Annotated in this window: 13 protein-coding genes and 1 tRNA gene; 9 read left to right on the forward strand and 5 right to left on the reverse strand. The window is 62.0% G+C overall.

The window, feature by feature from the left end; translation table 11 throughout:
- Positions 1 to 66: 66 nt before the first annotated feature.
- From flgA to CWR53_RS15575, 4 genes are all read left to right on the forward strand, one after another.
- Positions 67 to 816 carry a flagellar basal body P-ring formation chaperone FlgA gene (flgA, locus tag CWR53_RS15560; protein ID WP_100852007.1) on the forward strand — a complete coding sequence of 250 codons (750 nt, stop codon included), beginning with the start codon at positions 67 to 69 and terminating at the stop codon, positions 814 to 816.
- Between the two features lie 165 nt (positions 817 to 981).
- The gene (flgM, locus tag CWR53_RS15565) at positions 982 to 1,296 is read left to right on the forward strand and encodes a flagellar biosynthesis anti-sigma factor FlgM (RefSeq protein WP_100852008.1); all 315 of its coding nucleotides are present in this window, start codon (positions 982 to 984) and stop codon (positions 1,294 to 1,296) included.
- 49 nt (positions 1,297 to 1,345) lie between these two features.
- On the forward strand, positions 1,346 to 1,813 hold the full coding sequence (locus CWR53_RS15570; protein WP_058606142.1) for a flagella synthesis protein FlgN: 468 nt from the start codon (positions 1,346 to 1,348) through the stop codon (positions 1,811 to 1,813).
- Positions 1,814 to 1,892: 79 nt separating this feature from the next.
- Positions 1,893 to 2,636, forward strand: a complete 744-nt coding sequence (locus tag CWR53_RS15575) for a flagellar brake protein (RefSeq protein ID WP_058606143.1) — start codon at positions 1,893 to 1,895, stop codon at positions 2,634 to 2,636.
- Positions 2,637 to 3,269: 633 nt separating this feature from the next.
- Here CWR53_RS15575 and CWR53_RS15580 read toward each other — a convergent pair.
- Together CWR53_RS15580 and bkdR are read right to left on the reverse strand one after the other, a co-directional pair.
- On the reverse strand, positions 3,270 to 4,607 hold the full coding sequence (locus CWR53_RS15580; protein WP_058605561.1) for an MFS transporter: 1,338 nt from the start codon (positions 4,605 to 4,607) through the stop codon (positions 3,270 to 3,272).
- Between the two features lie 165 nt (positions 4,608 to 4,772).
- A complete protein-coding gene (bkdR, locus tag CWR53_RS15585; protein ID WP_100852009.1) occupies positions 4,773 to 5,258 on the reverse strand; it encodes a Bkd operon transcriptional regulator BkdR in 486 nt (161 codons plus the stop codon).
- 198 nt (positions 5,259 to 5,456) lie between these two features.
- On the opposite strand from bkdR, the gene CWR53_RS15590 reads away from it, so the two are divergent.
- The 4 genes from CWR53_RS15590 to lpdA are packed head-to-tail and all read left to right on the forward strand — an operon-like array spanning position 5,457 to position 10,403.
- Positions 5,457 to 6,689, forward strand: a complete 1,233-nt coding sequence (locus tag CWR53_RS15590; protein WP_058605562.1) for a 3-methyl-2-oxobutanoate dehydrogenase (2-methylpropanoyl-transferring) subunit alpha — start codon at positions 5,457 to 5,459, stop codon at positions 6,687 to 6,689.
- Between the two features lies 1 nt (position 6,690).
- Positions 6,691 to 7,749: an alpha-ketoacid dehydrogenase subunit beta gene (locus CWR53_RS15595; protein ID WP_058605563.1), complete on the forward strand. Its 1,059-nt coding sequence runs from the start codon at positions 6,691 to 6,693 to the stop codon at positions 7,747 to 7,749.
- Entirely contained in the window at positions 7,750 to 9,021 is a 1,272-nt protein-coding gene (locus CWR53_RS15600) for a dihydrolipoamide acetyltransferase family protein (RefSeq protein WP_058605564.1), read from the forward strand.
- A 2-nt stretch (positions 9,022 to 9,023) separates the two neighbouring features.
- Positions 9,024 to 10,403 carry a dihydrolipoyl dehydrogenase gene (gene lpdA / locus CWR53_RS15605; protein WP_058605565.1) on the forward strand — a complete coding sequence of 460 codons (1,380 nt, stop codon included), beginning with the start codon at positions 9,024 to 9,026 and terminating at the stop codon, positions 10,401 to 10,403.
- 28 nt (positions 10,404 to 10,431) lie between these two features.
- Here the strand turns inward: lpdA and CWR53_RS15610 are convergent, their stop codons facing one another.
- The 3 genes from CWR53_RS15610 to phnN all read right to left on the reverse strand — a co-directional run bounded on the left by CWR53_RS15610 (position 10,432) and on the right by phnN (position 12,413).
- Complete coding sequence (locus tag CWR53_RS15610; protein WP_100852010.1) at positions 10,432 to 11,430, reverse strand: diguanylate cyclase; 999 nt, start codon at positions 11,428 to 11,430, stop codon at positions 10,432 to 10,434.
- A 202-nt stretch (positions 11,431 to 11,632) separates the two neighbouring features.
- Positions 11,633 to 11,709: transfer RNA gene (locus CWR53_RS15615), tRNA-Arg, on the reverse strand.
- A gap of 110 nt (positions 11,710 to 11,819) precedes the next feature.
- Positions 11,820 to 12,413: a phosphonate metabolism protein/1,5-bisphosphokinase (PRPP-forming) PhnN gene (phnN, locus tag CWR53_RS15620; RefSeq protein WP_100852011.1), complete on the reverse strand. Its 594-nt coding sequence runs from the start codon at positions 12,411 to 12,413 to the stop codon at positions 11,820 to 11,822.
- Positions 12,414 to 12,756: 343 nt separating this feature from the next.
- On the opposite strand from phnN, the gene CWR53_RS15630 reads away from it, so the two are divergent.
- Positions 12,757 to 13,083, forward strand: a complete 327-nt coding sequence (locus tag CWR53_RS15630) for an Arc family DNA-binding protein (RefSeq protein WP_027915923.1) — start codon at positions 12,757 to 12,759, stop codon at positions 13,081 to 13,083.
- Positions 13,084 to 13,110 lie beyond the last annotated feature (27 nt).

A 13,110-nucleotide genomic window follows, 5' to 3' on the forward strand; every position in this document is an offset into this window, starting at 1 on the left:
TTACCTGTCAGCCATTCGTTGCCACTTACTCAAGAAGTCGGCACGGGCTTTGCTTTTTTGAGCGCCATGTACATGAAAACGACAGTTTCCCGACGATTGACGCGCCTGCTGGCTGGCTTGCTGGCCGCATTGTGCCTGCTGGTACCGGTTCGCACCTGGGCGGACGCGTTCACCATGCCTGAACAGCTTATCGGTGTCACCCAAGGGTTTCTTGAGTTCACCGTCGAAGATTATCTCGCCACGACCCAAACGGCCGGCCGCTACGAGATCCAGGTGAACCCGTTGGACCCAAGGTTGCGCATGCCCTTGTGCAGCCAGGCGCTCGACGCTTCGCTGGAAAGCCCGAGCGTGCCGCTGGGGCGGGTGACGGTGCGTGTACGTTGCGACGGCGCGGCGCCCTGGACCGTGTTCGTGCCCGCCACCGTTCGCCTGTTCCGCGAGGTGGTCGTGGTCACCCGCCCGCTGCGACGGGACAACGTGGTGAGCGAAGGCGATGTGGCCCTGCGCGAACGGGACGTCGGCACGCTGGGCCAAGGGTTTCTGACCGATCTGGGCCAGGCGGTCGGGATGAAGATGCTGCGCCCGACGGTGATGGATCAGGTACTGACGCCTCAGCACCTGGAGCAGGCGGAGGTGGTGCGCAAGGGCGATCATGTGGTGATCGTTGCCCGCAGTGGCACGTTGAGCGTGCGCATGCCTGGCGAGGCGCTGAGCAAAGGCGGTATCAGCGAGCAGATTCGGGTGCGCAATCTCAATTCCAAACGCGTGGTCAAGGCCATGGTGACCGGCCCGGGCCAGGTCGAGGTGAGCATGTAGGCCAGCGGGCGGAAGCCGCTGGCGCCGGGGAACCGCTTTTTTTAGACTGTGTCAGAAAACGGGTAACAGGCTGTCGCTCAAGACAGCCACGCATTTGTGCCTAAAGTTTATCGTGAGTTGGCCGAAAACAAGGCAAGCGTCCATAAACCCAGAGGTTTTCTGATCATGGTCATCGACTTCAGTCGTTTGAATAATTCCCCGGCCGTCACCGGCGGTGTACGCGGCAGCAATGCCCCTGGCAGCACTGAAAAGCCGGCTGCCAGCCAGGAAACAGTAAAGGGCACGGGTGCAAGCGGAGAAGCCGTGCACCTGAGCCCAGAGGCCCAGCAGTTGCAAAAGATCAGCGACAAGCTGCGCGATGAACCCGTCGTCAACAGCGCCAAGGTAGCCCAGCTCAAACAGGCCATTGCCGATGGCAGCTACCAAGTTGATGCCGGCCGGGTCGCCAGCAAGCTGCTCGATTTCGAAGCACAGCGTTGACCGTCGGGTGCGCTGACTTCAATGGACGCTTGAAAACCGGGAGTTAGCCATGCACGACACCACCCTGCTGCAATTGATCGAACAAGACATCGCCCCGATGCAGGAGCTGCTCGAGCTGCTGCAGAACGAGGCTGTCGCGCTGCACGGTCGCGACATGCAGTTGCTCGAGCAGATCCTGGCGCGCAAACAGTCGCTGATCATTCTGCTCGAACAGCACGGCCAGCGCCGTGGCCAGTTGCTGAGCGACCTGGGCCTGAGCGCAGACCGCGCCGGCGTACAGGCGGTGGCGGCGCAATCGCCCCACGGTGACGTGATGCTGGAGCGACTCGATACGCTGGCGCAGCTGATGGACGCCTGTCAGCAGGTCAACTCGACCAATGGCCGTATCATTCAGGTCCAGCAACAGGTCACCAATAATCAGGTCCGCATCCTCATGGGCGGCGACTCGCCGTCGCTCTACAACAGCCGTGGCAGCACCTCGCCCCTGACCAAGCCGCGCGCCCTCAGCCAAGTGTGATTTCCCTATCAAGGCACCGCACATACTGGCAAAATGCTGTTAATTGCCTGTGTCGCTTTTGCCTGGAGAATGTCAAGCCGTGTTCAATGAATCCGATGCCCCGCAACCGCCCAAGGTGCTGAGCACACCCTTGGAAATTGCGGCCAATTTGCGGCAGCTCCAGGAAAGCCACGACCCCCTGATCATCACCTTCCATGACCGAGGCCATCGTTTCCAGAGTTACGTGGTGGACGTGGACCGGGAAAACAATGTGCTGGCGCTTGACGAGCTGATCCCTCGCGACGGTGAGAAATTCATCGAAAACGGCGAGCATTTCCGCGTGGAAGGCTTCCACGACGGTGTGCGCATTGCCTGGGAATGCACCCACGGCCTGCGCATCAGCGAAGTGGACGGTCACCGCTGCTACCGTGGCGGGCTGCCGTTGGAGATGACCTATCACCAGCGCCGCAACGCATTTCGTGCCGCGCTGAAGCTGTCGCAGCTGGTGGACATCATGCTCGATGGCACGCACCTCAAGGGCAACGGTGCCATGCGTGGCAAGTTGCTGGATGTTTCGGCTACCGGGTGCAAGCTGCGCTTTGACGGGAATGTCGAGGATCGTCTGCAGTTGGGTCAGGTGTATGAACGCTTCAAGGCCGGCGCACCGCTTGGGTTGGTGGATACCATGGTCGAGTTGCGCCACCTGCATTATGAAGAGCGGATCAATACCACGTTTGCTGGGGTTCGCTTTCATAACCTCAGTGGGCCTGCCCAGCGCAAGGTGGAGAGTTTTGTGTATCAGCTGCAGCGTGAAGCGCGGCGGTTTGATAAGGACGATTATTGATTTGCAGCTGGCGGGAGGGCTAGCCCGGCCTTCCAGCAGTTTTGGTGCTATCACGTAGTTTTCGTTGGTGTGGGCGGTTGAAACCGTTCAGGTATTCATTGGCGAGGGTGGCGTACAGTCACCTTTCCGCCCTTACGGCGGCTCACTTTTTGTCTTGTCAAAAAGTGAGCAAAAACCGCCTGCTCCTATCATCCGGCCCCTGCGCTACGCTCCGGGGTTCCCTCGCTCCGGGCTCCTGAAGTCGCGATCTGCGGCGCCTGGGCTACCGCGCGCTTAAAAGCAAGACCAACACAGCCCATGTCTCTGACTTGGTGCTCAAGTTGCTGCCCAAACTTCCAAAATCACACATACCCTCGTCTTGATCCTCAAATCGCACTTACGAGGTGAGGATCCAGACGGTATCTACCTTGGTCCTGTATTGGCTGAGATAGCGGAGGCCTGGCCTTTGCAGAACTAAACGGCCTAGCGCCGCCTCTGAAGGCTAGCCGATTTCCGGGTAGGAGCGGCCTCGTGCCGCGATGGGCCGCGCAGCGGCCCCAGCCGATAGGCGGAAACACAGAAATTACCGGGGCGGGATTGCACCGCCTGGCACACGTCACGCTCCACGTGCTCCAACGCGCGTGACGGCCACATTCAAGCCGGCTTATCCCCCTGCACGTCCTCCAGCGGCGGTTCGCCGTCTTTCTCGGCCTCCTCCGTGTCCTCGGCCGCCACCGGCGTTTGCATCACATCCTGCACGGTCTGCTCATCCACACGCGGGTCCAGCGCTGCCGACAGGGGCGAGCCGGCGGCGGGCATGGCGACGTGGCCCAGGGGGGCATCCTGGACCTGGTGCAAGCCGGTGACAGCTTTTGGACGAATACGCCAGACCAGTACCAGGGCAAAGAACACGAAGAAGGCGTACAACATCTGCACGCCCAGCACTTTCATCAGCACGCCAGCAGCCAGGGGCCCGATGCACGCCCCCACGCCGTAAGTCACCAACAGCATGGCAGTCAGCGAAACGCGGCGCTCGCTCTCCACGTGGTCGTTGGAAAAAGCCACGGCCAGCGGGTACAGGCTGAACTGCAACAGCGATACCACAAAGCCCATGGCGAACAGCAACTCCAGCGGCACGTCGGGCAGGATCGCCAACGGCGCGGCGGCCACGGCCAGCCCCACTGCGACACTGCGAATCAACACCGCTCGGTCGTAACGGTCCGACAACCAGCCCAGCGGCCACTGAACCACCAGCCCTGCAAAGATGCAGCAGCCCATGAACAGACCGATCTGCTCGGTGCTAAGACCCTGACTGGCGGCATACAGCGGAGCAAGGCCGTAGAACGAGCCGACGATCAGCCCGGAACCCAGCACCGTACTGAGCGACTGCGGCACGCGCTTGATGAAGAACTTGGGCTCCATGGGTGCCGGACGCAGTGGCGCGGGGTGGATGCGGCGGGTCATGGCCACCGGCACCAGGCACAGGGCGAAGCACATCGCGACCAGCATCAGCAGCTCAAGCCCCAGCTCAGGGTGCACAACCAGTATCAGCTGACCCAACACCAGGCCCAGGTAGGACGCGATCATGTACCCGCTGAATACTGCGCCCCGGTACTTCACGTCCGCCTGCTCGTTGAGCCAGCTTTCGATGACCATGTACTGGCACATCATGCCCAGGCCTACGATCATGCGCAGCCCGACCCAGGCCGGCAGCCAGTTGGTCAGGCCGTGCCCGAGCACGGCGGCGCCGACAATACCGGCGCAGGTGGCATAGGCACGTATGTGCCCTACTCGGCCGATGAGCCGGTGGCCGACCTTGCCGCCCACGGCCAGGCCGAAGTAGTTGGCCGCCATCAAGGCACCGACCCACAGGCTATCGACGTTGTCGGCAGCCAGGCGCAGCGCCAGGTAGGTACTGAGCAGGCCCGAGCCGATCAGCATCATCAGTGCAGCGAAATACAACGACTGAAACGGCTTCCAGATAGTGCGCATAAATCCCTTCGGCTCCCGGGTTGAGCTGGCAGTTGTAGGTGCAGAATAAAGGCTAACGCCAAGCGTTGCAGGCCCCGTGCTGCAAAATCGAATGGTCCCTTGCCCATGGCCAGGTAAAAAATGGATCAGGCCAGGCCACAGGGCGTCGAGGAGCTTGGACAGCAGTCATTCGCGCAAGGTCATCCCGTTTGCCGGCAATGGCAACGCCGTTTTGTAGCGCACCTGCTTGAGCGCGAAACTGGAGCGAATGTTGGCAACGCCCGGCAGGCGGGTCAGGTAATCCAGAAACCGCTCCAGCGCCTGGATACTGGGCAGTAGCACACGCAGCAGGTAGTCCGGGTCACCGGTCATCAGGTAGCACTCCATGACCTCGGGCCGCTCGGCGATCTCTTCCTCGAAGCGGTGCAGTGCCTGCTCGATCTGTTTTTCCAGGCTCACATGGATGAATACGTTCACATCCAGCCCTAGCACCTGGGGCGACAACAGCGTGACCTGCTGGCGAATGACGCCCAGCTCTTCCATGGCCCGCACTCGGTTGAAACAGGGCGTAGGCGACAGGTTGACCGAACGTGCCAGCTCGGCATTGGTGATGCGGGCGTTTTCCTGAAGGCTGTTGAGAATGCCAATGTCAGTTCGATCGAGTTTGCGCATGAGACAAAATCACCGGTTTATTGTGTTTATGGGGAATGTTTATCTGGCCTGCTTAGCAAAGGCAATCAACTAGAGAGAAATATTCTGCGCCAGGGCAACTAACATGTAGCTAACGCTGACCTGCTGGTCACAAGCCGGCACTCAGCGGCGACCGCTTCAAAGCTCACAAAAACAAATACCCGAGCGAGCGTAAACAGCATGAACGAGTACGCCCCCCTGCGCCTGCATGTGCCCGAGCCTACCGGCCGGCCAGGCTGCCAGACCGATTTTTCCTACCTGCGCTTGAACGACGCAGGCCAGGTCCGTAAACCACCTATCGACGTAGAAGCCGCCGACACCGCCGACTTGTCCGGCAGCCTGGTGCGCGTGCTGGATGAACAGGGCAATGCCCAGGGCCCCTGGGCCGAGGACATAGACCCGCAGATACTGCGCCAAGGCATGCGTGCCATGCTCAAGACCCGCATCTTCGACAGCCGCATGGTCGTCGCCCAGCGCCAGAAGAAGATGTCGTTCTACATGCAGAGCCTGGGCGAGGAAGCCATCGGCAGCGCCCAGGCCCTGGCGCTGAACCGCACCGACATGTGCTTCCCGACCTATCGCCAGCAAAGCATCCTGATCGCCCGTGACGTTTCGCTGGTGGACATGATCTGCCAACTGCTCTCCAACGAGCGCGACCCGCTCAAGGGTCGCCAGTTGCCGATCATGTATTCGGTACGCGAGGCGGGCTTTTTCACCATCAGCGGCAACCTGGCGACCCAGTTCGTGCAAGCGGTGGGCTGGGCCATGGCCTCGGCCATCAAGGGCGATACCAAGATCGCCTCGGCCTGGATCGGCGATGGTGCCACCGCTGAATCGGACTTCCATACCGCCCTCACCTTCGCCCACGTCTACCGCGCCCCGGTCATCCTCAACGTGGTCAACAACCAGTGGGCGATTTCCACGTTCCAGGCCATCGCTGGCGGCGAGTCCACCACCTTCGCCGGCCGCGGCGTGGGCTGTGGCATCGCCTCGTTGCGCGTGGACGGCAACGATTTCGTGGCCGTCTACGCGGCCTCGCGCTGGGCAGCCGAACGCGCACGCCGCGGCCTTGGCCCCAGCCTGATCGAGTGGGTCACCTACCGTGCTGGCCCGCATTCCACGTCCGATGATCCGTCCAAGTACCGCCCTGCGGACGACTGGAGCCACTTCCCGCTGGGCGACCCGATCGCTCGCCTGAAGCAGCACCTGATCAAGATCGGCCATTGGTCCGAAGAAGAACACCAGGCCACCACGGCCGAATTCGAGGCTGCCGTGGTCGCCGCGCAGAAGGAAGCCGAGCAGTACGGCACCCTCGCCAACGGACACATTCCCAGTGCCGCTTCGATGTTCGAGGACGTGTACAAGGAAATGCCGGACCACCTGCGTCGCCAACGTCAGGAACTGGGGGTCTGAAATGAACGATCACAACAGCAGCATCAACCCGGAAACCGCCATGGCCACCACCACCATGACCATGATCCAGGCCCTGCGCTCGGCCATGGACATCATGCTCGAGCGCGACGACAACGTGGTCGTGTATGGTCAGGACGTCGGATACTTTGGCGGCGTCTTCCGCTGCACCGAAGGCCTGCAGAACAAGTACGGCAAATCACGGGTGTTCGATGCCCCGATTTCCGAAAGCGGCATCGTCGGCACGGCCGTGGGCATGGGTGCCTACGGCTTGCGGCCGGTGGTGGAGATTCAGTTCGCCGACTATTTCTACCCAGCCTCGGACCAGATCGTGTCGGAAATGGCGCGGCTGCGTTACCGCTCCGCTGGCGAATTCATCTCGCCGCTGACCCTGCGCATGCCCTGCGGCGGGGGCATTTATGGAGGCCAGACGCATAGCCAGAGTCCGGAAGCGATGTTCACCCAGGTGTGCGGGCTGCGCACGGTCATGCCGTCCAACCCCTATGACGCCAAGGGCCTGCTCATTGCCTCGATCGAATGCGATGACCCGGTCATCTTCCTTGAGCCCAAACGCCTGTACAACGGCCCCTTCGATGGCCACCACGACCGCCCCGTGACGCCATGGTCCAAGCATCCGCAAAGCGCCGTGCCCGACGGTTATTACACCGTACCGCTGGACAAGGCAGTGGTGACCCGGCCCGGCAACGACGTCACGGTCCTCACCTATGGCACAACGGTTTATGTCGCCCAGGTCGCGGCCGAAGAGACGAGCGTCGATGCCGAGGTGATCGACCTGCGCAGCCTGTGGCCGCTTGACCTGGAAACCATCGTCGCGTCGGTGAAGAAGACCGGGCGCTGCGTGGTGGTGCATGAGGCCACGCGAACCTGCGGGTTCGGCGCCGAACTGGTCGCGCTGGTGCAGGAGCATTGCTTCCACCATCTGGAAGCGCCCATCGAGCGCGTCACGGGTTGGGACACGCCCTACCCCCATGCACAGGAGTGGGCGTATTTCCCAGGGCCATCGCGGGTGGGTGGGGCATTGAAAAAGGTCATGGAGGTCTGAATGGGCACGCATGTCATCAAGATGCCGGACATTGGCGAAGGCATCGCGCAGGTCGAATTGGTCGAGTGGTTCGTCAAGGTAGGTGACCTGATCGCCGAGGACCAGGTCGTGGCCGATGTCATGACCGACAAGGCGACGGTGGAGATCCCCTCCCCGGTCAGCGGCAAGGTCATGGCCCTGGGTGGCCAGCCTGGGGAAGTGATGTCGGTCGGCAGCGAGCTGATCCGCATCGAGGTCGAAGGCAACGGCAACCATGTGGATGCCCCGCAAGCCAAGGCGGCTGAAACTCCGCCTGCCAGCCAAGCACCCAAGCAGGCAGCACAGGAACAACCCGTGCCGGCCACCTTGACGCCCCCGGCCAGCCGCCCGGCCGCACCGCTGGCTCCACGCCAGGCCAGCGATAAACCCCTCGCCTCGCCCGCCGTGCGCAAGCGCGCGCTGGATGCTGGCATTGAATTGCGTTACGTGCACGGGAGCGGCCCTGCCGGGCGTATCCTGCACGAAGACCTCGATGCCTTCCTCAGCCAGCCTCAACGCGCCGGTGAGCAGGCGCCCAGCGGCTACGCCAAGCGCACCGACAGCGAGCAAGTCCCGGTAATCGGCCTGCGGCGCAAGATCGCCCAGCGCATGCAGGACGCCAAACGTCGCGTGGCCCATTTCAGCTATGTCGAAGAAATCGACGTCACCGCCCTCGAAGCGCTGCGCCAGCAGCTCAACAGCAAGCATGGCCAGGACCGCGGCAAGCTCACCCTATTGCCGTTCCTGGTCCGTGCACTGGTCGTGGCACTGCGTGACTTTCCGCAGATCAACGCCACGTACGACGACGAAGCACAGGTCATCACCCGCCACGGCGCGGTGCATGTCGGCATCGCCACCCAAGGGGACAACGGCCTGATGGTGCCAGTGCTGCGCCATGCCGAGGCGGGCAGCCTGTGGGCCAATGCAGCGGAAATTGCACGGGTGGCCAATGCCGCTCGCACCAACAAGGCCAGCCGCGAGGAGCTGTCGGGCTCGACCATCACCCTGACCAGCCTCGGCGCACTGGGCGGCATCGTCAGCACGCCGGTGGTCAACACCCCGGAAGTGGCCATCGTGGGGGTCAACCGCATGGTCGAGCGGCCTGTGGTCGTCGATGGCCAGATCGTGGTGCGCAAGATGATGAACTTGTCCAGCTCGTTCGATCACCGGGTGGTCGATGGCATGGACGCCGCACTGTTCATCCAGGCCGTGCGAAGCCTGCTGGAACAACCCGCCTGCCTGTTTGTGGAGTGAGCATGCAACCGATCATCGAAACTACGCTGCTGATCATCGGCGGCGGCCCCGGCGGCTACGTGGCCGCCATCCGCGCCGGTCAACTGGGCATCCCCACGATACTGGTCGAAGGGCAGGCGCTGGGCGGAACGTGCCTGAACATCGGCTGCATTCCGTCAAAAGCGCTGATTCATGTGGCCGAACAGTTCCATCAGGCTACCCGGTTTGCCGAGGGCTCCCCACTGGGCATCCGCGTAGCCTCCGCCGAGCTGGACATCCGTCAGAGCGTCGCGTGGAAAGACGGTATCGTCGACCGACTGACCACCGGTGTGGCCGCCCTGCTGAAAAAGCACGGGGTCAAGGTCATCCAGGGCTGGGCGAAGCTGATCGATGGCAAGCACGTGGAAGTCGACGGTCAGCGCATCCGCTGCGAACACCTGTTGCTGGCTACGGGCTCGAGCAGCGTCGAGCTGCCCATGCTGCCCCTGGGGGGCGCTGTCATTTCATCGACCGAGGCGCTGACCCCCGCTACGGTGCCGCGCCATTTGGTGGTGGTCGGTGGCGGGTACATCGGCCTTGAACTGGGCACCGCGTACCGCAAGCTGGGTGCGCAGGTGAGTGTGGTTGAGGCCCGTGAGCGGGTGTTGCCCACCTACGACGCCGAGCTCACCGCCCCCGTGGCCGAGTCGCTGAAAAAACTGGGCATTGCCGTTTACCTCGACCACAAGGTGGAAGGCTATGAACAAGGCACCTTGATGGCGCGGAGCAGCGAAGGCTCGCCCCTGCGCCTTGACGCCGACAGGGTGCTGGTAGCGGCCGGCAGGCGCCCGCGCACCCAGGGCTTGAACCTCGAATGCCTGGACCTGCGCATGAATGGGGCGGCGATCGCCATCGACGCGCAGTGCCAGACCAGCATGCGCAATGTGTGGGCCATTGGTGACGTGGCGGGCGAGCCCATGCTGGCGCACCGGGCGATGGCCCAGGGCGAGATGGTCGCCGAACGCATCGCTGGCAAGGCACGTCGCTTCGAACCGGCCGCCATCGCCGCGGTGTGCTTCACCGACCCGGAAGTGGTAGTCGCTGGCCTGACCCCTGATCAGGCGGTGGCGCAAGGGCTGGACTGCATCGTGGCGCAATTTCCCTTTGCCGCCAACGGGCGGGCCATGAGCCTGGAGTCCAAGACGGGGTTTGTACGGGTGGTGGCACGCCGCGACAACCACCTCGTGCTGGGTTGGCAAGCGGTGGGCGTGGCCGTCTCTGAACTGTCCACCGCATTTGCCCAATCGCTGGAAATGGGCGCGCGGCTGGAAGATGTGGCGGGCACGATTCATGCCCATCCAACCCTGGGCGAGGCAGTTCAGGAGGCCGCCCTGCGCGCGCTTGGCCACGCACTGCACATTTGACCCTTGGCGCGGCCTGGGGTCAGTCAGGTTACTGGGCGACGGCGTTCTTGCCTGCGCCCTTGGCCCGGTAAAGCGCATGATCGGCGCGCGCCAGCAGGCTGTGGGTGTCATCACCTTCGCGCCACTGCACTACGCCGTAGCTCAAGGTCAATCGACACTCGCCAATCGGCTCCAGCTGCGCCACTACCTGGCGCAGTTGCTCGGCACAGGCGCAGGCTTGCTCCAGGCTCGTCTGGGCCAGGACCAGGACAAATTCATCACCTCCCCAACGGGCCAGCAAGTCACTTGTGCGCTGGCGTGAGCGCAAGGCCTCGGCCACGCGAACCAAAGCGGCGTCGCCCTGCGCATGGCCGTATTGGTCGTTGATCGGCTTGAAGTCATCCATGTCCATGGCGATGACCGACAGTGGCTGCCGAAAGCGCTGGGCCCGCTCGCATTCCTGCTTGAGCACGTTTTCCAACCGATAGCGGTTGGCGATACGCGTCAGGGAATCCCGCTCGGCAAGCTCGCGGTTCTCGTCCAGCTGGCGCTGGAGCTGCTCGTTTACCCAGGACAATTCGCGCGTGCGCTCGGCGACCAGGCATTCCAGCGATTGGTTGCGCCGCTCAAGCTGCGCCAGTTGCCGCTTGCCGCTGTCGATGTTGCGATGGGCTCCCAGCATGCGTGCCACCGAGCCATCGGGGTTGCGTGCGATCACGTACCCACTGTCCTCGACCCATAGGTAGCTGCCGTCGGCGCAGCGGCACCGGTACTCGACCAGGTAACGCTCGTTGCGCTGGTGGACATAGGCATCGAAGTGGGCCATGACACGCTGGAAATCGTCGGGGTGGATCAACCGCTCCCAGGTCAGTACCGAGTTTTCCTGGGAGTGAGGCGCATAGCCGAGCATGAGGTACCAGCCGGGGTTGCGATAGACATAACCCGTATTGGCATCCCAATCCCAGATACCGTCGCTGATCAGGTCAAACAGCGTATGCAACTGCTCGTGGGTAAAACCCGTGGGCACGGGGGTGACGTGCTGGTTCATGCAATCTCCTGGATAACCAGCAACTACGCCCAAAATCCAAGGGCTGCTGAGGTGAAGAAAGACGGCGCGCGCCTTGTGAGGTTGACCGTTGACGGGACTAAGCATAGGGGTACGGACGTAGAGCTGAAATACGTCTTAAGGCGTAGATTTGTAACGGGCGATTAGCGAAGGAGATGGGAGTGCTGGAGGCACTGGGGAGAAATGGCGTCCCAGGCAGGAATTGAACCTGCAACCTTCCCCTTAGGAGGGGGATGCTCTATCCAATTGAGCTACTGAGACACGGCAACTGGCAGCAGGCGCTGCTCAGCGGGACGGCGTGCATGTTAACCAGCGTGTGGCCGTTTGTCATGTGTTGGAGTGCCATTTGAGCGTAAACCTTTTCCGAAGCTCTAGTGAGTCTGGATAACGCCCTCTTCTCGCAGCACTGTCAGCAAGGCCTCGACTGCCGTGGACAGCGTAGTCGAGTTGTCCACCATTCGTGCGCCATCGTCGGCCGTATCGCTCAGGCTGACATGCCGAGCCAGACGCTGGTCGATCTCGTTTGGGGTCTCTCGCCCGCGGGCCTGCAGGCGCTGACGCAGGATATCGTGACTGACGTCCACACGGATGGCCAGCAAATCAGGGTAGCGGGTACGGGCCTGCGCCAGGTGGCCGCGCGAGCCGTTTACCAGCACCGACCTGCCCTGCTCAAGCCACTCATCTACCTGCCGGGGGATGCCATATTGCAGTCCATTGGCCTGCCAATGCATGGCGAATGCGCCTTGCTGCTTCATACGTTCGAACTGCTCGACACTGACACCTACCGCTGCCTCCCCCTTGGCTTCGGGCGAGCGCGTGATGACCCGACGGGCTATTTCGATATGCGCGGCCGCCAGCTGCGGGCGGGCCGCGTCGATCAATGAATCTTTGCCCGCGCCAGAGGGTCCGATCAACAGAATCAGCTTGCCTTTCAGCGGCGAAGCGCAGCTTGCATCATGGTGCATTGCCACTATGCTCTCTGATTAAGAACCTGTGCGTTTGACGCTACTTTCGGCGCAGGTTTCAGGTTTTTTGCAGGATTAGCGAGGACACGTCTGACGTGAGGCCATGACAGGACGTGTGAAAATTTTAACCAGTGCTCATTTCTGACAATTGGTACTGGCATAAAGCCTTTATACAGATCACTATTTGTCACAGAATTGACGCCAAGGAAACGGCAGCATTGAGGCAAGATGAGCGTCCATCTGCACAACCGGTTGAACATTTTGGCGATAAGGCGGTCGTATTTCCACCCCGCGCGGCCAATTTGAGAACCGCTTCCCCTGAACCAAAATCTGGTCAATTTATATGCGCCCAATGAAACAGGCTATTTATTCGAGCCGCACTGCTGACAAGTTCGTCGTTCGCCTGCCAGACGGGATGCGTGAGCGCATCGCCGAGGTAGCACGCAACCACCACCGCAGCATGAACTCGGAGATCATTGCACGCCTGGAGCAGAGCCTTATCCAAGAAGGTGCCCTGGGTGAGGAATTGAGCATGCGCCTGGACAGCCCTGAACTGTCATTGCACGAACGCGAGCTGCTGCAGCGCTTCCGTCAGCTGTCCCATCGTCAGCAGAATGCGCTGGTTGCCCTGATTGCCCATGACGTGGAAATGGCTGCTGACGCTTCCTGACGCAAACCTTTGCTGCCATCCACAAAA

The organism is Pseudomonas sp. SGAir0191 (genome assembly GCF_002812565.2).
In the GTDB taxonomy this organism is placed as follows: Bacteria; Pseudomonadota; Gammaproteobacteria; order Pseudomonadales; family Pseudomonadaceae; genus Aquipseudomonas; species Aquipseudomonas parafulva_B.

Bases quoted from the DNA above. Each gene is read 5' to 3' on its own strand.
- flgA (WP_100852007.1), top strand. From the start codon at position 67: ATGTACATGAAAACGACAGTTTCCCGACGATTGACGCGCCTGCTGGCT.
- CWR53_RS15600 (WP_058605564.1), top strand. From the start codon at position 7,750: ATGGGCACGCATGTCATCAAGATGCCGGACATTGGCGAAGGCATCGCG.
- CWR53_RS15570 (WP_058606142.1), top strand. From the start codon at position 1,346: ATGCACGACACCACCCTGCTGCAATTGATCGAACAAGACATCGCCCCG.
- CWR53_RS15580 (WP_058605561.1), bottom strand. From the start codon at position 4,607: ATGCGCACTATCTGGAAGCCGTTTCAGTCGTTGTATTTCGCTGCACTG.
- CWR53_RS15610 (WP_100852010.1), bottom strand. From the start codon at position 11,430: ATGAACCAGCACGTCACCCCCGTGCCCACGGGTTTTACCCACGAGCAG.
- flgM (WP_100852008.1), top strand. From the start codon at position 982: ATGGTCATCGACTTCAGTCGTTTGAATAATTCCCCGGCCGTCACCGGC.
- CWR53_RS15630 (WP_027915923.1), top strand. From the start codon at position 12,757: ATGCGCCCAATGAAACAGGCTATTTATTCGAGCCGCACTGCTGACAAG.
- CWR53_RS15590 (WP_058605562.1), top strand. From the start codon at position 5,457: ATGAACGAGTACGCCCCCCTGCGCCTGCATGTGCCCGAGCCTACCGGC.
- lpdA (WP_058605565.1), top strand. From the start codon at position 9,024: ATGCAACCGATCATCGAAACTACGCTGCTGATCATCGGCGGCGGCCCC.
- bkdR (WP_100852009.1), bottom strand. From the start codon at position 5,258: ATGCGCAAACTCGATCGAACTGACATTGGCATTCTCAACAGCCTTCAG.
- CWR53_RS15595 (WP_058605563.1), top strand. From the start codon at position 6,691: ATGAACGATCACAACAGCAGCATCAACCCGGAAACCGCCATGGCCACC.
- phnN (WP_100852011.1), bottom strand. From the start codon at position 12,413: ATGCACCATGATGCAAGCTGCGCTTCGCCGCTGAAAGGCAAGCTGATT.